The 18,464-nt window shown below is 42.2% G+C and carries 18 protein-coding genes and 3 tRNA genes; 16 read left to right on the forward strand and 5 right to left on the reverse strand.

Annotated elements, in window-relative coordinates; all coding sequences use genetic code 11:
- Positions 1-85: 85 nt before the first annotated feature.
- The 12 genes from FXZ76_RS03085 to FXZ76_RS03140 all read left to right on the forward strand — a co-directional run bounded on the left by FXZ76_RS03085 (position 86) and on the right by FXZ76_RS03140 (position 8,117).
- Positions 86-355, forward strand: a complete 270-nt coding sequence (locus tag FXZ76_RS03085) for an ACT domain-containing protein (protein ID WP_079535723.1) — start codon at positions 86-88, stop codon at positions 353-355.
- Between the two features lie 11 nt (positions 356-366).
- Positions 367-1,731, forward strand: coding sequence for a PFL family protein (locus FXZ76_RS03090; protein WP_079536873.1), 1,365 nt, complete (start codon positions 367-369; stop codon positions 1,729-1,731).
- A gap of 103 nt (positions 1,732-1,834) precedes the next feature.
- Positions 1,835-2,386, forward strand: a complete 552-nt coding sequence (gene nrdG, locus FXZ76_RS03095; protein WP_079535724.1) for an anaerobic ribonucleoside-triphosphate reductase activating protein — start codon at positions 1,835-1,837, stop codon at positions 2,384-2,386.
- A 28-nt stretch (positions 2,387-2,414) separates the two neighbouring features.
- Positions 2,415-3,359 carry a lipid II:glycine glycyltransferase FemX gene (locus FXZ76_RS03100; RefSeq protein ID WP_079535725.1) on the forward strand — a complete coding sequence of 315 codons (945 nt, stop codon included), beginning with the start codon at positions 2,415-2,417 and terminating at the stop codon, positions 3,357-3,359.
- Between the two features lie 35 nt (positions 3,360-3,394).
- Positions 3,395-4,924 (forward strand): L,D-transpeptidase family protein, encoded by a 1,530-nt coding sequence (locus tag FXZ76_RS03105; RefSeq protein WP_079535726.1) that lies wholly within the window; start codon positions 3,395-3,397, stop codon positions 4,922-4,924.
- Positions 4,908-5,750: a glutamate racemase gene (gene murI, locus FXZ76_RS03110; protein WP_157887283.1), complete on the forward strand. Its 843-nt coding sequence runs from the start codon at positions 4,908-4,910 to the stop codon at positions 5,748-5,750. Before FXZ76_RS03105 ends, murI begins: the two co-directional genes overlap by 17 nt.
- Positions 5,751-6,356 (forward strand): RdgB/HAM1 family non-canonical purine NTP pyrophosphatase, encoded by a 606-nt coding sequence (gene rdgB, locus FXZ76_RS03115; RefSeq protein WP_079535728.1) that lies wholly within the window; start codon positions 5,751-5,753, stop codon positions 6,354-6,356.
- Between the two features lie 275 nt (positions 6,357-6,631).
- Positions 6,632-6,708, forward strand: a tRNA-His gene (locus tag FXZ76_RS03120).
- Between the two features lie 70 nt (positions 6,709-6,778).
- Positions 6,779-6,854: transfer RNA gene (locus FXZ76_RS03125), tRNA-Lys, on the forward strand.
- A gap of 25 nt (positions 6,855-6,879) precedes the next feature.
- Positions 6,880-6,954: transfer RNA gene (locus tag FXZ76_RS03130), tRNA-Ile, on the forward strand.
- 39 nt (positions 6,955-6,993) lie between these two features.
- Positions 6,994-7,545, forward strand: coding sequence for a DUF3841 domain-containing protein (locus FXZ76_RS03135; protein ID WP_079535729.1), 552 nt, complete (start codon positions 6,994-6,996; stop codon positions 7,543-7,545).
- The gene (locus FXZ76_RS03140) at positions 7,521-8,117 is read left to right on the forward strand and encodes a DUF3841 domain-containing protein (RefSeq protein WP_079535730.1); all 597 of its coding nucleotides are present in this window, start codon (positions 7,521-7,523) and stop codon (positions 8,115-8,117) included. Before FXZ76_RS03135 ends, FXZ76_RS03140 begins: the two co-directional genes overlap by 25 nt.
- A gap of 72 nt (positions 8,118-8,189) precedes the next feature.
- Here the strand turns inward: FXZ76_RS03140 and FXZ76_RS03145 are convergent, their stop codons facing one another.
- A complete protein-coding gene (locus FXZ76_RS03145; RefSeq protein WP_197682096.1) occupies positions 8,190-9,017 on the reverse strand; it encodes a radical SAM protein in 828 nt (275 codons plus the stop codon).
- Positions 9,018-9,348: 331 nt separating this feature from the next.
- The gene (gene pdxR / locus FXZ76_RS03150) at positions 9,349-10,800 is read right to left on the reverse strand and encodes a MocR-like pyridoxine biosynthesis transcription factor PdxR (protein WP_079535732.1); all 1,452 of its coding nucleotides are present in this window, start codon (positions 10,798-10,800) and stop codon (positions 9,349-9,351) included.
- 145 nt (positions 10,801-10,945) lie between these two features.
- On the opposite strand from pdxR, the gene pdxS reads away from it, so the two are divergent.
- Both pdxS and FXZ76_RS03160 read left to right on the forward strand, forming a co-directional pair.
- Complete coding sequence (gene pdxS / locus FXZ76_RS03155; RefSeq protein ID WP_079535733.1) at positions 10,946-11,842, forward strand: pyridoxal 5'-phosphate synthase lyase subunit PdxS; 897 nt, start codon at positions 10,946-10,948, stop codon at positions 11,840-11,842.
- An 83-nt stretch (positions 11,843-11,925) separates the two neighbouring features.
- The gene (locus tag FXZ76_RS03160; protein WP_157887284.1) at positions 11,926-12,690 is read left to right on the forward strand and encodes a pyridoxal 5'-phosphate synthase glutaminase subunit PdxT; all 765 of its coding nucleotides are present in this window, start codon (positions 11,926-11,928) and stop codon (positions 12,688-12,690) included.
- A gap of 38 nt (positions 12,691-12,728) precedes the next feature.
- On the opposite strand, the gene argH is transcribed toward FXZ76_RS03160, so the two are convergent.
- On the reverse strand, positions 12,729-14,126 hold the full coding sequence (gene argH, locus FXZ76_RS03165; RefSeq protein WP_079535735.1) for an argininosuccinate lyase: 1,398 nt from the start codon (positions 14,124-14,126) through the stop codon (positions 12,729-12,731).
- 326 nt (positions 14,127-14,452) lie between these two features.
- On the opposite strand from argH, the gene FXZ76_RS03170 reads away from it, so the two are divergent.
- Both FXZ76_RS03170 and FXZ76_RS03175 read left to right on the forward strand, forming a co-directional pair.
- On the forward strand, positions 14,453-14,914 hold the full coding sequence (locus FXZ76_RS03170; protein WP_079535736.1) for a MarR family winged helix-turn-helix transcriptional regulator: 462 nt from the start codon (positions 14,453-14,455) through the stop codon (positions 14,912-14,914).
- Positions 14,915-14,927: 13 nt separating this feature from the next.
- Complete coding sequence (locus FXZ76_RS03175; protein ID WP_079535737.1) at positions 14,928-15,416, forward strand: 4'-phosphopantetheinyl transferase family protein; 489 nt, start codon at positions 14,928-14,930, stop codon at positions 15,414-15,416.
- A 126-nt stretch (positions 15,417-15,542) separates the two neighbouring features.
- Here FXZ76_RS03175 and FXZ76_RS03180 read toward each other — a convergent pair whose 3' ends face one another.
- Together FXZ76_RS03180 and FXZ76_RS03185 are read right to left on the reverse strand one after the other, a co-directional pair.
- Positions 15,543-16,760: an argininosuccinate synthase gene (locus tag FXZ76_RS03180; RefSeq protein WP_079535738.1), complete on the reverse strand. Its 1,218-nt coding sequence runs from the start codon at positions 16,758-16,760 to the stop codon at positions 15,543-15,545.
- Positions 16,761-17,034: 274 nt separating this feature from the next.
- Positions 17,035-18,408 carry a citrate synthase gene (locus tag FXZ76_RS03185; RefSeq protein WP_079535739.1) on the reverse strand — a complete coding sequence of 458 codons (1,374 nt, stop codon included), beginning with the start codon at positions 18,406-18,408 and terminating at the stop codon, positions 17,035-17,037.
- Positions 18,409-18,464 lie beyond the last annotated feature (56 nt).

Here is an 18,464-nt window from a genome sequence, read left to right on the forward strand (position 1 = left end):
ATAATTGAATTCCCAGCTTGAACGTTCAATCAAATTGTTTTAGTTACCTTTTGTTTATCTGTTTACTATGCGTCTTGGAGGAATTATGAAATGTGTTTTATCCGTTTTAGGTCCTGACAGAACCGGAATCGTCGCAGACGTGACTGGCGCACTTGCTGGATTTGGTGCGAACATCGACGACATCACGCAAACTGTTCTCGACGGCGTGTTCTCCATGACCTTAATTACAACTCTTGACCTTGAGAAAGCAGGATTTGACGAGGTTCAAGAAGAGATGACAAAAATTAGCAAAAAGCTTGGAATTCAAATATTTATGCAGCGTGAAGATGTTTTCCGCGCGATGTATGAGCTTTAATGGCGGCAAACATGAGAATTACACAACACGAAACCGAAGAACTAAGAAGGATGATTCAAGGTGAAAACCTTGACATCAGAACTGTCACACTTGGTCTCAACTTGAGGTCTTGCGTTGATGAAGACATTAGTGTGATGGCAAAAAAGATTTATGACCGCATGACTTCTGCTGCGGAAAATCTTGTTCCGACCGCATCTCAAGTTGAAAAAGAGTATGGAATTCCAATCGTAAACAAAAGGATTTCTGTCACGCCAATTGCAGAAATTGCCTCTGCTACGAAAGCGACCGACTTGTCACCTTTGGCAATTGCTATGGATAAAGCGGGCAAGGCTGTCGGTGTTGACTTTGTTGGTGGTTTTTCAGCGCTAGTTCATAAAGGTGCAAGCGAGTCTGACAGGAAGCTGATGGAGTCAATCCCCGATGCACTTGCCGCGACAGACAATGTTTGTTCTTCGGTTAATTTGGGCTCTACACGTGCTGGAATTAACATGGACGCAGCTCGCTTGATGGCGCAAAAGATCATTGATGCGGCAACTTTGACAAAAGATAATGATTGCATTGGTGCAAGCAAACTTGTGGTTTTTTGCAATGCAGTTGAGGACAATCCTTTTATGGCTGGTGCTTTTCACGGTCCTGGCGAGACTGATGAAGTTATAAATGTTGGAGTGTCAGGCCCCGGCGTTGTGCGCTCGGCATTGCAGTCGCTCCCAAAAGACGCCGATTTGACACAAGTCGCTGAAGTTATTAAGAAAACTGCTTTCAAAATCACAAGAGCTGGAGAACTTGTCGCACGAGAAGTTAGCAACAGATTAGGTGTTGAACATGGAATTCTTGATTTGAGTTTAGCGCCGACTCCTGCCATTGGTGACAGTGTTGCTGACATTCTAGAAGAGATTGGTGTTGGCGTTTGCGGTGCTCCTGGAACAACTGCCGCTCTTGCAATGCTAAATGATGCAGTCAAGAAAGGTGGCGTTATGGCCTCATCTTCGGTTGGAGGGCTAAGCGGTGCTTTTATCCCTGTTTCTGAGGATGCCGGAATGATTAGGGCGGCACAAAGCGGCGATTTATGCATTGAGAAACTTGAAGCAATGACTTGCGTTTGCAGCGTTGGTCTTGACATGATTGCGATTCCTGGCGACACTACTGTCGAAACTATTCTTGGCATCATCGCCGATGAGTGTGCAATTGGCATGATTAACAACAAGACAACAGCTGTTCGTGTGATTCCTGCGATTGGAAAAAAGGTTGGCGACACGCTTTCGTTTGGTGGACTTCTTGGTAGTGCGCCAGTGATGCCTGTTAACGGAAGCGCTGGAACTGTTTTTGCATCTCGTGGTGGCAGAATCCCAGCTCCAATTAACTCTTTGAAAAACTAGGAAACGAAGCCACACATTTTTATGTGACCAGGACAGAGACTTTGGTTATTTGTCCTGACTGCGCATCTATCCCACGCCTTGCTTGAACGGGTATGATAGATGTATGAATGATGCAGAACAAAAGATTAGGTTGTTTGGCGTTGCCAACGACTCTATTGTTGATGGACCTGGGCTTCGCTATGCTGTTTATACGCAAGGGTGTTCTCACCACTGTGCTGGTTGCCATAATCCCGGAAGCTGGTCCTTTGATGGTGGTACAGTGACAACTGTTGGTGCAATTGTCAACGACATTGAACAGAACAAGCTTGTAAAAGATGTAACCATTAGCGGTGGAGATCCATTTGATCAGCCAGGACCTGTCGCTGCCCTTGTGAGAGAGCTAAAAAAACACAACTATGGTGTTTGGGCCTACTCAGGCTATCTTTACGAAGACTTGCTTGAACGTGCAAAAACTGAGCCTGACGTTGATGAGATTCTTTACTTAATTGACGTTTTGGTTGATGGTCGGTTTGTTCAAGATCTAAAATCGCTTGACTTGCAGTGGAAAGGTTCTTCAAACCAAAGAGTGATTGATTTGGTAAAAACGCGTCAATGCGGGAAAATTGTTCTATATAAAGAAGTGACAGACATCTTTTCAATTCCAGAGAATTGGTAGAAATCGTCCGAGGTTATAATTTTTTAAGATGAATAGACATTTTTTACAGAGCGAAGAGTGGCTCTCATTTCAGAAATCACTTGGCAATGAAATTTTTTCAATCGTGAGAGACGATTATGAAATCTCGGCTGTGCTGAAACATACTTCCTTTGGAAATTATCTATATTGTCCCTATGGGCCCAATTTGAAGAATAAACAGGCTCTGTGTGATTGTAAAGAAGAATTGCAAGCAATCGCGCGTCAGACCAAATCGTTTTTTGTTCGTGTTGAGCCAACCTTAAGAATTGAGCCCGATATTTTTAAATCTCTTGGGTTTGTTAAGTCTTTTAATCTAAATCCTGAAGCAACTTGGGTTTTAGACCTCGACATTGATGAAAAAGACCTTTTAAAGGGAATTGAGAAGGAACGCACTAGATATTGGAGAGGTCGCGACAAGCGAGGAATGAAGATTCGCGTTTCCAAAGACCCTGCCGACATTGACATTCTTTATGACTTTTTAAAGTCGTGTGCCGATGAAAACAATTGGGTTGGCGAGTCGAAGGAATATCTCATCAATGAGCTAAATCAAGATTTTGCAATGCTCTACATTCTTGAGCTAGAGAAAGAGGGTGAGCCCACTGTTCCTCTGGCTGCATCACTCATGTTCGATGATGAAACTACTCGTTTTTATGGCCATTCTGCAAACAGTCCCGAGCCTCAGCACAAAAAGCTTCGCGCCAACGGAGTTCTTCTTGTGCAGGCAATTTTAGATGCGAAAAATGCTGGAAAGTCGCACTTCGATTTCTGGGGCATAACCACGAGTGTTGACAAAAACCACCCTTGGGCTGGATTTACCAAATTTAAGAAATCTTTTTCTGGACGCCCTGTCATTTATTCCGGCACATGGGATTTGCCTGTCAACACTTTACAATATTCCGCCTATAGAACTTTACGCAAGCTAAACAGAGGGTTTCGTCGCTTGTTATATCATTAATTAGTTGCTTTATTCGTATTTAGGAGCTTGATTTAATGGCTAAACACGCGCAGCAAAACGCAGGAAAAACACAAACAATGCCCCGTGTCGACACTATAGATTCTTCTACAGTAAATGACCACTATCCAGTTGGCATGCCAATGAAGGAAGAAAAAAATCACAAGAAGACAGCTGCCATCGTCATTGGTGCTGTCCTTGGTATTCTCTTGCTCGTTTATCTGGCAGGGGGCCTTGCTTTTAATTTTATGTTCATGCCAAATTCTAAAATTTCTTCGCTTGACGTGTCTCTAAAAACGACAGAAGCTGTGAAGTCTGACCTTGATTCAAATTTCCAGAATTTTTCTGTTAAGGTTACAGGGTCTGACCTTGATTTCACCGTTGATTCTAAAAATGCTAATGTCAAAGTTGATGTTCAAAAAATTGTCGATGAAGCAATTGCTTCTGTAAATTCTTGGGCATGGCCTGTTGAGATATTCAAAATGCGTGACTTTACCGATGTTGTGTCTAGCAACCTTGATGGAGGAGATTTGGGAACTCTCGTTAAGGAAAATGTTGATGCAGCAAACGAAAACAAAACCGATTCTGTGGATGCCCATTTGCAGTGGGACGATGCTTCTAGCTCTTTTGTGGTTGCCAGCGAAGTTTATGGGACTAAGATCGATGCGGAAGCTGTCGACAAAGCTATTTCTAACGCTATTATTTCAATGCAATCGAAAGTTTCAATTGGCGCCGACCAATACATTAAACCAAACATTTTAAAAAGTGACCCGCGTTTTGAGAGCGCTCTTAAGAAGGCCAATGAACTCGGAAAAGCTAGTTTCAAAATTATGATGGGCGACGTTGATGCTGCAACTGTAGACGGCAAAACGATTTCAGATTGGCTTGTGGTTGATGAAGACTTTAATGTGACTCTCGATAGCGATGCTGTCAGCAAATGGGCTAATGAAATTGCAGAAGGCTGCAACACTGTTGGAAGTGAGAGAACATATGTTCGTCCAGCTGGTAACAAGGAAGTTACTGTTAGTGGGGGAACATATGGCTGGAAGGCTGACGGGAGCGGATTGGCCGACCAAATTATTGAGGCTATTAACGCTGGCTCTACCGAGAACATCAGCGTAAATGTTACACAAGCCGCAAATGCTTTAGTTCCAAAAGGACAAGCTGACTGGGGTGGTCGATGGATTGATGTTGACTTGACTGAGCAGCATGCCTACATGTATGACAATGGTGAACTCGTTTGGGAAACTGATGTTGTGACGGGCAACCCTAACATTGGTGATGCTACTCCAACGGGCGTTTGGATGATTAACAACAAACGCCAGCATGAAACTTTAAAAGGACCAGTAAAAGATGGCAAACCTGAGTGGGAGAGCAAGGTTGATTATTGGATGCCATTTATTGGTAATTCTCATGGATTGCACGATGCTTCTTGGCAATCAACTTTTGGTGGAAGTGCCTATCAGAATTTGAATTGGTCGCATGGATGCATTAACCTTCCTCCAGCAAAAGCAACAGAGCTTTGGAATCTTTGTAAAGTGGGTGACCCCGTTGTCATACATTACTAAAGAAGAAGCACCGATTGGTGTTTTTGATAGTGGCTTTGGTGGATTGACTGTAGCTAAAGCCCTTCGAGAAGAACTCCCGCATGAAAACATTATCTTTTTTGGCGATTCAGGCCGTTGTCCATATGGCCCACGTGAGCCAGAAGAGGTTAAGAAATTTAGCTTGCAAATTTGCAGATGGCTTGCTTCACTTAATTGCAAGCTCATTGTTATTGCGTGTAACACCGCCACAGCTGCCGGTCTTGCAGCTTGCCAGTTAGAAGTAGATGTTCCAGTTATCGGCGTAATCATGCCTGGTGCAAGAGCTGCTGTTGAAGCCACTCGCTCAAGGAAGGTTGGCGTAATCGCAACAATCGGCACAATTGCAAGTGGGGCCTATCTAAAGGCTATAAGAAGCCTTGACTGCGGCGTTCAAGTCTTGTCATTGCCAACCCCAGGTCTTGTTCAACTTGTTGAGGATGAACTCATTCAAGAATACATTGAGGCACTTGATGTTCGTCAGGCGCGCGTAATGGACGAGTTAGCTCCTATGATTGGAGGCGACATTGACACGCTTGTTTTGGGGTGCACTCACTATCCTCTTCTTTATACAGAAATAAAATCATGCTTTACCGACGACGTTGAGCTTGTTAACTCTTCAGAAGAAACAGCCCGTGAGGTTCGCGAAATTCTCACTCGCCGACATGAGCTTTATCAAGAAGATTTACCTGGAAAACTCACATTTGTGACTAGTGGTGTTGACACTGAGTTGCGCAATAGAATCGCTTCTAGAATCATGGGATTTGAAATTAAAGACGTTCAATTCAAAAGTTTTGACGAGGAAGAATAAATGAGACGAGTCATTGTTGCTACTTCAAATGCACACAAGGCGCAAGAACTTGAGGAGCTTTTAAATCTATCAGACTTTAAGTTAGAGACGATGTCGGAAGCGGGCATAAAAAGCGATCCAGTTGAAGATGCAACTACCTTTTTGGGCAATGCTCAAATCAAAGCTCGAGCTGCCTATCAAGTTTGCAAGGAAAAGGGGCTTGAAGCTTGTATTTTGGCGGATGATAGCGGCATTTGTGTGGACGTTTTGAATGGGGAGCCAGGTGTTTATTCTGCTAGGTATGCAGGAGAAGGCGCAGGTCAGCCTGCGATTAATGCGAAGTTGTTTAAAAACCTAGAAGGCGTTCCTTTTGAAAAAAGGACATCGCATTTCTCGTGTGCACTCGTTTTTATTGATGAAGAAGGAAACGAAACGTCGGTTGAAGGCAAGGTTTTTGGAAGAGTTGGTTTTGAGCCCGTTGGTGATGGCGGTTTTGGCTATGATCCAATCTTTTTCCCTGAAGAATATAATTTTGAAAAATCATTAGGTGAAATTTCAGCTGAAGAGAAAAATAAAATTTCTCATCGCTCACGTGCAGCTGCGGCTCTTCGCGAAAGACTTGTTTAGATAGTCTGAGCTAACAATTGGCGCAGGTACTACGCCGACAAACAGCTTCAAGAGTTCCTAGAGCTTGCTGTGCAACAAAACAATGATTTTCAAACATAATGCCACGTTGAAATGAATCGTGGTTGTCTTTTGTCAATTCATTTTTTAAGGTAGTGAGGAAATGAAGGTATAAATAGCTTTTGCTAAGCGTTATCTTTTAAGTGATTTTACAAGTTGTTTATTCTCGTGTTGCAATGCTCATTTTCTGTGATAAAATTAGCAGGCTTGCAAAAATGGTGGGTGTAGTTCAGTTGGCTAGAATGCCAGATTGTGGCTCTGGAGGTCGTGGGTTCAAGTCCCATCACCCACCCCATATTTTTGAGTTGCGAGCACCAAGCACTTAGGCTAAAATATTAAACTTAGTGCTGGCGATAATCGATTTTGCGCCATTAGCTTAGTTGGTAGAGCAGGGGACTCTTAATCCCAAGGTCGAAGGTTCGAGTCCTTCATGGCGCACCATTTAAATCACAGCATAGTTATTTTAGGGCCCATAGCTCAATGGCGGAGCAAGGGACTCATAATCCCGTGGTTGCAGGTTCGAGCCCTGCTGGGCCCACCACTCAATCTCGTTATTTTGTAGAAGTGGGGATTACTACAAATGACTCGTGTTTGGACTAAACAACACATTGAAGTTTTAAAACAGCTCAATGAAACGGGTCGTTATGTTGCCAAGCGAAAATTCGTTCAAAATGATCTCGGTGATGACGCTGAGCTAATGGCGCTAGTCTATGACTATCTAGTTAAATTTCATCCTCATGTCGATCAAAATCCGGTCGATGCGGAAGTTCCAATTTGGCTTTCTTTTGAGAGAGATGCAACAATGCAACTAACTCGCAATTTTGTGATTCTTGAATTTGAGATCGATGAAGCATTAATAACAAAGGTAAACATTGCAAAATGGGGCCAGATGCTAAATTATGGCTACATTCACAAGGATGAAGATGATTTAGCAAAACATCGAGAGCTGATGAAAAACTATTGTGTTTGTGACATGGAAGCTGTGATGTCGCGTTTTTATCCGGAGCTACGTGCTGAAATAATTGAGTCTTGGAAACGTCTTTATGACGACAATGTGAAACTTGGGAGTGATGCTTCCTACGGGTTAGTTTGGGAGGTAAAAAAAGAATGGCTGAAACAGGTAATAAGCTAAATTCACCTTCAACAATCAAGCTCTATCTTAACCAGACCGATGTCGTTTGGGAAAAATTGCAAAATGAAGGCGTTGTTTTTTCTAAGTTAGACTACATTCGAAAGAAATATCAAGAGGCAGCACCAATCTTTGTCACAATCTATTCTTGGTTTGTTGGGCAAGCTTCAAGCATTGTCTCTCGTCCAGTTGGGGCAGAGTTTCCCTACTGGGCGCAACGTGAGCTTGTTAATCTTGATACCTCAGGTTCTGGGCATGTTTTTGTTGTTGAAGTTCCCCTAGATGAAGTTGTGTTGTTTGATTACAAAGAGTGGACAAAAATTCTGCAATTTAAATATTTGGCTGAAAGCGACGATGATGAGAAGATCTTCGATAAAGAACTCGCAGCCCAAGGTGTTGATGAATATAAAGTGCTCACAACCTCTTTTTATCCAATGCTAAAGCAGAAGATCTTGAAAAGTTGGGAGAGACTTTTTAGACATGACGCTGAAATTAAAGCTGGCGCTTCTGGAGTAAAAAGCGTTTCTGCAGCACTTTGGTGTATCAAAAAAGATTGGATTGTTGAAGAACTTTAAAACACATCAGAGCGTCACATAAAAAACGAAATCAAGAAAAGGGGGCTGCGCATATGCTTTCCGCTTTTTTGCTTAGTCCCAGATGCTATAAATTCGATCTTCCTTCGAATATTTTTCTATCGCTTTTATAGCCTGGTTGATTAGTTTTCCTCTGTCGTCAGGCAAAGTTCCAATAAATCTCGCTGGTGGTGCTTCGAATATAGCGTCATATTTAACGGATGTTCCTGGCGAAGGCTTTATGTTCTCGACTAGCACCTTGACTTCGGTGAGGCGCTCAACTGCGTCTTCTGGTCTAAACAGTCCTGCCTTGTAGTCTTCCCAAAGAGGAGTGTGCTTGTGTAGAAACATGTCGAAGTTACAGATGTTTTGAGGTTGATGTTTGTTGAAGAAATCGGCCAGGGCAAGCGCGTTTTCGGCCCCACGTCCTTCGCCTGCAACACCACTCATGATGTGCGCGTCAAAAATCATTCCCACTTTTTTAATGCGAGTGATTGCTTCAGCAGCTTGCGCTTGATTGTGGTCTTTGTCCATAAATTCAAGGACATCATCAAGTCCGCTTTCGATTCCCAGGTAAAGATGACGAACGCCTGCATCATAGAGGTTCTGCAAATCTTCATCTGTTTTTTGGAGAATGCTTGTGACGGTGGCATCCATATTAATTTCATTACACGCTGAAAATGAAGATTTGATGTAGTTGCAAATTTCAAGAAGCTGGTTTGCTTTAAGTGAAAAGGCATTGCCATCGCCTAAGAATACTCGTTCGGGATTGCCACCCTTTTTGACCACCTGATCAATTTCATTTTTTACCAAATCAAATGGCAACACACGAAACTTTAGATGACGAAAAAGACCGCAGAACTTGCACTTGTTGTGTGTGCAGCCAACCATAACGGGAAGCATAAATGCTCCTCGCTCAAAGGGACTTCTGCATATCCTTCCTTCGTAATCCATGCATGAATTCTAGTTCGCGCCAACTGTTTTGTCAATAATTCTTTTAACTCAGAGTTTGTTCTTTGAACTATCTTTTCAAGAGTTCTTTTTTGAATTCCTAACATGAAATTGCCTAAATTAGTCAATGTAGTCAATGAGGAACATTTGTGCAAACTCTTGTTAGATTTTGCACTATAGCAAAAACATTTCCATTATTATGTGCATTCAGAAGTCGACACTCAAACCTCTTTTGATTTCTTGTAGGCGATGCTCGGTAGTTCTTGATTTTTAGTTTGTTAGTCTAACTAGCTTTATGGACTGCTTTTGCAAAAGCTTTTACGCAGCGCTTGGCTTTTTCTTCGTCTAAAGAAAGATATTGGATGACAAAACTGCCTTCGTTTCTCTCAAGTGTTTTTGCGTGTTTGTATTTTGACAGAGGATTAATTCGAATTTTTTGCTTCATAAACTCTTGTTTTAAAAGGTCTTCGTTTGAGTTTTGAAATCTAATTATGAAATGAAGTCCTGCGTCGATTCCATGAACTGAATATTCTTTTTCATCGAGTTCGTTTTTTAATTGAGTGAGAAAAGCGTCCCTGATTTGCCGCGCCTGATTTTTTGTGCGACTAATGTGGCGCTCGAAGTCTCCTCGCTTCATGAACCTCGCAAGTGCAAGTTGGTCTAGTGCTGGCACAGTGCAGCTGTAAAATGAAAGATCTTTTTTCCACTTTAGAGCCAGATTGCAAGGAAGCACGAGATAGGCGATTCTAAAAGCAGCACCAAGGCTTTTTGTGAATGTGTTTGAATAAATCACTTTGTTTGAGGCGTCGATTCCCTGTAGTGTTGGGATTGGGCGACCTTCTAGACGAAATTCGCAGTCGTAATCATCTTCTATGATGAATCGGTTTTCGCCTTCATTCGCCCATCCAAGCAATTCATATCTTCGTGCGATGCTTGTAACAATGCCTGTTGGAAATTGGTGTGATGGCATAATGTGCAGGAGATTTGCATCTGATTCGCGCACTTGTTGCACAATCACGCCGTTTTCGTCCATGTTTGCATAGGCGACCTTTAAATTATTTTTTTCGTAGATGTTAGTTAGCCTAGAATAACCTGGATCTTCAAGTGCAACTAATCTGTCCCTTCCTATTAGTTGAATTAGCAGGTTATAAAGTGTCTGTGCGCCAGATCCAATGACTATGTTGTTGGGATTAACTTCAAGCCTGCGAGTTTCGAACAGATGTCGGGCTATTTGTTCTCTTAACTCTGGGGCACCTGTGCTTTCAACCTCACATGTTAGAGTGGATTCATTTTCTTGTGAGAGCGTGTCTCGAACGCATTTTGCCCAAGTAGCCATGGGGAAGGACTTTTGAAGAATTCCAGAACCCGTTAGGTCAAAATCGATTAGTCCGTCTCTTTGATTATTTGTTATTTTTAGTTCCCCTTCGGAGTTAGGTGCGTGTTTTTTCTTTAAAGTGGATGGCGCTTGAGTGCATGCGACAATTCTGTCTCCAAAAACATCATTTACGAAGTAACCATGTCTCTCAATTGACCTGATGTAGCCTTCTGCGTTCAATTGTTGATATGCTGCCTCGACTGTAATTAACCCCACATTAAGATTGGAAGCGAGATTTCGTTTGGAAGGAAGACGCGCCCCTGGAGCTATGTTTCCTCGTTCAATGTCATTTTTTATGCACTTATACAAATAAAAATAAAGAGAGTCGTCGCCTTTTTCGTTTAGGTCATATGTGAGCAATTTAATTCCTCATTTTGGTCTTATTGATTAACCTAATCTGGTTCTATTATGGTCCTATCATTTTATTAAATTTTGACACTATTCCTAGGCTCAAAACTTTCATAACATGTCAAAAGTTAATTGTTCAACACAGAAAGGCTCAACGATGACTGACATAGATGTTCAAGACACAGGAGACAGACAAGACATAAATCGTGCGCTTGCCCAAATGCTAAAAGGAGGTGTCATTATGGATGTGACTACTCCAGAGCAAGCACAGATTGCCGAGGAAGCTGGAGCATGCGCTGTTATGGCGCTTGAGCGCATTCCTGCTGACATTCGTGCTGCTGGCGGTGTTTCCAGAATGAGCGACCCTAAAATGATTAAGGGAATCCAACAGGCTGTTTCAATTCCTGTTATGGCAAAATGCCGAATCGGTCATTTTGTTGAGGCTCAAATCCTAGAAGCCATCGACATCGATTTTATTGATGAGTCAGAAGTTTTGTCTCCTGCCGATGATGTTTATCACATCGATAAAACTAAGTTTTCTGCGCCTTTTGTTTGCGGCGCTCGCAATTTAGGCGAGGCTTTACGAAGAATCGCAGAAGGCGCTTCTATGATTCGCACGAAAGGTGAGCCTGGAACAGGCGATGTTGTGCAAGCGGTGACCCACATGCGTTCTATGCAAAGTGAAATCAGGCGCGTTTCTGGCATGGCAGAAGATGAGCTTTTTGAAGCTGCAAAACTCCTAGAAGTTCCTTATGCTCTTCTAAAGGAAGTTCATGAAATTGGCAAGTTGCCTGTTGTTAACTTCGCTGCTGGCGGTGTTGCAACTCCAGCAGATGCTGCATTGATGATGCAACTTGGTGCTGAGGGCGTTTTTGTTGGATCGGGCATTTTCAAAAGCGGCAACCCCAAGAAGCGTGCAGCAGCCATTGTTAAAGCAGTAGCAAACTTCACTGACGCAAAGCTAATAGCAGAGCTCTCGGAAGACCTTGGTGAAGCAATGGTTGGAATCAATGCTTCAGAGATTGAAATTCTCATGGCTGAACGTGGCAAATAATCACTAAATCGTTATTTCAGGGTCCAATCTCCTATTCCCTGGTTGGACCCTTTATTAATTTGTTTGATTGAAAGTTGATGACTATGAATTCGCTAACAATTGGAGTTCTCGCTGTTCAAGGTGCTTTTATTGAGCATGAAAAGATTATGGATGCACTCGGTGCAAAGTGCGTTGAATTGCGCCAGGCCAGCGATGTTTCCCAATCGCTTGATGGAATTATTTTGCCAGGGGGCGAATCTAGTGTTCAAGGCAAACTTTTGCGTGAGCTTGGAATGTTTGAGAATCTAAAGGCTTTAATCCAGAAAGACATCCCTGTTCTTGCAACTTGCGCAGGCATGATTCTGTTGGCCACATCGGTTACTCAAGGGATTGGGTCTGGTGATAATTCTTTAACGCAAGCAAATGATGAAGAACCGTTATATTCAAATAAATCATCACTCGCGCCTCATCTTTCCCAAGGCTTTTCTTCGACCCAGTTTGGAGGAAGCAATATGGCACACCAAGATTTCGCGTCTGTCAATAAAGAGAGTTCTCAATCAAACGTTTCAGCCCCGCCATATTTTGCAACTTTCCCAATGAGAGTGAGAAGAAACGCTTTTGGACGACAGCTTGGCAGCTTTTCTGCTAATGAAAACTATGGCCAACTTGGCGAATATCCCATGGTTTTTATTCGAGGTCCAATCGTTGAAAAAATTGGCAAAGATGCAAGAACGCTTGCCACTTCAAAAGGCAACATTGTTGCAGCGCAATATAAAAACCAAACATGTCTCGCATTTCACCCCGAGCTCACTCGCGACACCCGCATACATGAGCAATTCTTTGATTTAACCAAAGAAGTCAGAGGCTAGTTAAACTTATTTTTGAAGAAAGGTGAGCTTTTCTTAAGTTAGTGTGCGTTAACAGCTGCTCTGTCTTCTGCTAGTTTTTCTTCTGCAAGTTTTAGTTGTTCTTTAACTGCGCTAGTTGACGTTCCGCCATATGTTGTTCTTGCGTCAACTATTGCACGCAGGTCTAGCTGCTCTTTAATGTCTTCTTCAAACAAGTCAGACTGCTCTTTGAAATCTTCAAGTGTGAGTTCATCTAAATTGCAATTCTCTTTTTCGCACTTAAGAACAAGTTGCCCAACAATTTCATGCGCCTTTCTAAACGGAAGTCCTTTTTTGGCAAGATAGTCAGCAACATCGGTAGCTGCCAGATGTCCCTTCATTGCTTGTTTTAGCATGTTGTCAGGGTGAATTTGCATTGTTGAAATCATTCCAGTGGCGCAAGTGTAGCAATCTTCAAGGGTTTTTGCCGCATCAATTGCACCTTCTTTGTCTTCTTGAAGGTCTTTGTTGTAGGCCAAAGGAAGAGATTTTAGTGTGACCATTAGCGCCACAAGATCGCCGACAACCCTTCCTGATTTTCCTCTGATTAGCTCTGCGAAATCGGGGTTTTTCTTTTGTGGCATTATTGATGAGCCTGTTGAAAATGCGTCTGACAAAGTGACAAATTGGAATTCTGATGATGACCAAAGAACAATCTCTTCACAAAGTCGCGTGAGATGCAGGCAAGACACGCCACAAGCGTAAATTAAATCAAGCAAGAAGTCGCGGTCGCTAACAGCATCGAGTGAATTTGGAATCACTTTTGCAAACCCGAGGCTCTTTGTTGTTTCTTCTCTGTCTAGTGGATAGGTCGTTCCAGCAAGTGCGGCGCTTCCCAAAGGGTTAGCGTCAGCTGCTTTAAACGCAAGTTTAAGTCTGTCGAAATCGCGCGCCAGCATCCATGTGTAGGCAAGCATGTGGTGAGAAAAAAGCACTGGTTGGGCATGTTGTAAATGAGTGTAGCCAGGCAAAATTACGTCAAAATTTGCCTTTGCTTGTGAAACAAGAGCTTCCCGAAGACCTATGTTTGCCTTCATGAGCTCTAAAGCTCTTCTTTTTGCAAATAGCCTGGTGTCAGTTGCAACTTGATCATTTCTGCTGCGGCCAGTGTGAAGTCTTGCGCCCGCATCACCAATCATTTCAGTGAGTTTGCTCTCGATGGACATGTGAATGTCTTCGTTGTTAATGTCGAATTCAAAACTTCCATTGTCAATTTGTTCTTCGATGGAAGTCAATCCGTCACAAATCTTGTTCGCATCTTCGCTAGAAATAACACCACAATCAGCAAGCATTTTTGCGTGAGCTTTTGAACCTGCTATGTCTTCTCTATAAAGAGCTTTGTCTACGGGCAATGATGCTCCAAACCTCTGCGTAAATTCACTCACATTTTCTTCAAATCTTCCAGACCAAAGAGCCATTTCATCACCTGTTTTCTAGTCATTTTTAACTCGCTAAATTATTGCACAACTAATTACTTCGTGAATTCTTTAGAAACTCTCAATCAATTGTTCAGATGATTGAAAACTGTTTACTAAAACAGTTTAATTAGATGACGTGAAAGGTCTTTTCCCATCTCATCTAATCAGGGCATTTTATTAATTTGCATTTACAGGCTAAGTTTAGCCTCTTAACAAATTAATATTATGAATTAAAAGAACTTCTATATGTTAATAATGTGCAAGCATTAGCTTGTTTTGATTTAATTCGGTTTGTTTATTTCTTCTAAAAGTTCGGGGAAGGTTTCATGTTGCATAGAGCCTTTGATGAGGTGTATACAAAATTTAAACTTCATTTTTATCAGGAGATTTTTGCTCACTTCCAGAACAGAGAGGCAAGCCTCACTACAGTTGAAACGTTCTGTGTGGAGAGCATCATGGCGCTAGGAAGTCCTACTGTAAATGAGTTTGCCACATTCATGAGAATTTCGCCCCCCAATGCAGCATATAAAGTAAACAGTCTCGTAAAAAAAGGCTACATCACAAAAATCCAGTCACCAACTGACCGCCGTGAATATCATCTTGAAGTCACTCAAAAATATATTGACTACTACAACATTTCTTCGAGTTATATGTCGGAGGTTATGGACCGAATTGAAAAGAGATTTTCTCCTGAAGATTGCAAAAAATTAGAAGAGATTCTAACTGTTATGAGCCATGAACTAATGCCTGAAGTTACTCTTCCTGATAAGCCTGAAATTGCAGAATAGTTGACATCATCCTTTGGTTTATTCATTTTCAGAAATTGACGCATATGATTTGCTTGCATGCATGTTGCGCGATGATTGTGGCATTTTAGAATTGCCTGAAATTGCAAAAAGAGAAGATGGAAAGCCATTTTTTCTCAAGCATCCAGAAATCGAGTTTAATGTCAGCCGCTCTAACGGTTGTTCACTATGTGCGCTGTCTAATGCCCCAATCGGTGTCGATGTCGAACTCATAAAGCCTCGAAGTGAAGGCCTCCCAAAGCATGTTTTTAACGATTGCGAATTGGAATGGTTTTGTTCGCGAGGAAGCAAGTGGGAAGATTTCTATTCTTTATGGACGCTAAAAGAGGCAAAAGTGAAGTGCACTGGCATTGGATTGAGAATTCCTGCCCGTGATATTACGGTCCCATTGATTGACAGCGGAGATGATGCCAGTTTTGAAGGGTTTCATTTTATTGCGCTTTCTGTGGGCAATTTTAAAGGTGCAATTTGCGAGCTTAATTAATTTATTTAAATAATTAAAAGTTTAATTAAAAAGGAGCCTTAAGTAAAACTTAAGGCTCTTATTGTTTTTCGCTTTTCGTCTTGCTTTTTAACTAAGCCCTCTTTCAGTGGGCCATAGACTAAATGACTATTCGCAAAGTCCATTCTTGTGGCGATTTTCTGACCAGGTCACAAGTTGTAAGCTGTAAAGGTCAATAAATCCTTTTGAGAGTTTCTGGTCGAATCTGTCTTCGTCGCCATATGTCGCTAATGAATAGTTATAAAGGCTAAAGTCACTCTTTGTGCCGACTACAGTGCAGCTTCCTTTGTAGAATTTAAGGCGAACAGTGCCAGTTACGCAAGTTTGTGTGTTTGCGATGAATGCGTCGATTGCGTTTTTGACAGGTGAGTACCATCTTCCGTCATAAACTTGAGTCGCCCATTCTTGCTCGAGTGAGTGCTTTAACTTTAGAACATCGCGCTCAAGGCAGAGGTTTTCAAGTGCTTTGTGAGCAGTGATGAGAGACATTGAGCCTGGGCACTCATAACACTCGCGGCTCTTCATTCCCACCAAACGATCTTCTGTGATGTCGAGTCTGCCATATCCATTTGTTCCAGCTATCTCGTTCATTTTATAAACTGCTTCGGCAACGCTCACGTCTTCGTCGTTAATCTTTACAGGAACACCCTTCTCAAAGCTGATTTCAACATATGTTGGTGTGTCAGGAGCGTCTTCTGGGTTAATTGTTATTGTATAGATGTCTGTTGGTGGTTCGTTCCATGGGTCTTCCAAAACGCCACATTCAATTGCACGGCCCCACATATTGTCGTCGATTGAGTAGGGAGTCTCTTTTGTTGTTGGAACTTCTACGCCGTGTTCAGCTGCCCAGTCCATCTCTTGATCACGAGTCTTTAGTTCCCACTCTCTAACGGGAGCTATGATTTTTAGATTTGGGTCAAGCACTTTAATTGCTGTTTCAAAACGAACTTGATCGTTCCCTTTTCCTGTGCAACCGTGTGCAATTGTTGTTGCGCCAACTTCGTGTGCAACGTCAACTAAATATTTTGAAATCAAAGGACGTGACAGTGCGCTCAACAATGGATATTTGTTCTCATACAAAGAGTTTGCTGCAAGCGCCTTTGTCAAAATGCTGTCTGCATATTCATCACGCATGTCAATGACACGAGCATCAACTGCACCTGTGTCAAGTGCACGTTGACGAATTGCCTCAAGTCCTTCGTGTTCTTGTCCAACTTCTCCAACTACAGCCACCACATCAAGGTCTTTTTCATCCTGCAACCATTTGATGCAAACGCTTGTGTCTAAACCACCTGAATATGCCAAAACTGCTTTTTCTTTTGCCATTTTCTACCACCTTTAGAACTAATGAATTTGAATAATTTAAACGAATAGTGAGCTAATGCACTAATCCGAAAGTTAGTAATTTAATCTTCTCTCTTACCTCCATCGTCGTCGAAACTGTTCGTTGCATGAAGTTTTGCGCTTTGAAGAAAGCGCGCAACACAACGCAAATTTAGTCATCTTAACTTGATTCCTTTTATTAAAAGTGAATAATACGAGAACTCAAACTAGCACACTTGCATTAAGAATTTTTTGCTTGAGTGCGCTTGCGTGAAATCTATCGTCGTCGTTCGAGTTCGACGTATTCTTGAGTGCCGCCGACATATTTGTAGGCAGGACGCATGATTCTGTTGGAGAATTGAATCTCTTCGAGGCGGTGTGCACACCATCCAGATACTCTGCTGATTGCAAAAATTGGTGTGTAGAGCTCTTCTGAAATTCCTAAAATCCTGTAAACAAGACCGCTGTAGAGGTCGAGGTTTGCGCACATGTTTTTCTTGTGCCCTTTGATTTCGGCAAAAACTTCTGGTGTCAACTTCTCGATTTGGCAAAGAGCGATGTATTCGCGCTCAAGACCTTTTTCAATAGCGAGCTTCTCACAGTTTTTCTTTAAGATTTGTGCGCGTGGGTCGCTCAAGGTGTAAATTGCATGTCCCATTCCATAAATGAGCCCTGTGCCATCACCTGCTTCTTTGAGCATTATTTTTTTGAGAAACGCCTTCATCTCGTTGTCATCTTCAACATTTTTGACGTTGTCCAAAATTAAGTCTAGCTGGTGAATAACTTGCAAATTTGCACCGCCGTGCTTAGGTCCTTTAAGCGAAAGAATTGCTGCTGCGATTGCAGAGTAGGTGTCGCTTCCAGCAGATGAAACAACTCTTGTGGTGAAAGATGAGTTGTTGCCGCCACCGTGGTCAGCTTGAACAACCATGCAAAGGTCGAGAAGCTTTGCTTCTTCATGAGTGTATTTTTGGTCTGGTCGATATGTCGCTAAAATGTGCTCAGCAGTCGATAGCCCTGGTTTTGGATAATGAAAATATTGCGACTCATGTTTGTAAACATGAAGCATGGTTTGGTATGAATAAATCATGAAGGTTGGCATTTCGGCAATGAGGTTGATTGACTGCTTGATTATGTTGTCAAGTGAATTGTCCTCTGCATTTTCATCATAGGAATACATCGCTAGAACGCTGCGCGCAATTTTGTTCATGATGTTTGGAGATGGTGCTGCCATAATCTGAGTAACAGCAAAGCCATCAGGCAATTCACGATGCTCTTCAATCAGCATCTTAAAGCGATCGAGTTGTGCTTTATTTGGAAGGCTTCCCATGAGAAGAAGCCAAACAATTTCTTCAAAAAGAAAACGGTCGTTCTCCGTTGCTTCCTGAATGATTTCCTCAAGGTCAATTCCGCGATATAAAAGCTTACCGGGAGTTGGCTGTGGCTCTCCATTTTCGCCTCGTTTGTAGCCAATAACGTCGCAAATGTTTGTGAGTCCTGCTAAAACACCTGTGCCATCGGCATTTCTCAAACCGCGTTTTACATCGAGTTTTTCAGCAAGCGAAGGGTCGATGTAGTTATGCTCAAAATATTCGTCATGCAGACGTTTTAGTTGATCAGATGTTATGTCTTGAATGTCTGGATAGAGCATATCTTTACCTTTTTCGTTTCTCTAATTGTATGTAAATAGTTGGCAAATCGCTTTTA

The organism is Phoenicibacter congonensis (assembly GCF_902386915.1).
Lineage (GTDB): Bacteria > Actinomycetota > Coriobacteriia > Coriobacteriales > Eggerthellaceae > Phoenicibacter > Phoenicibacter congonensis.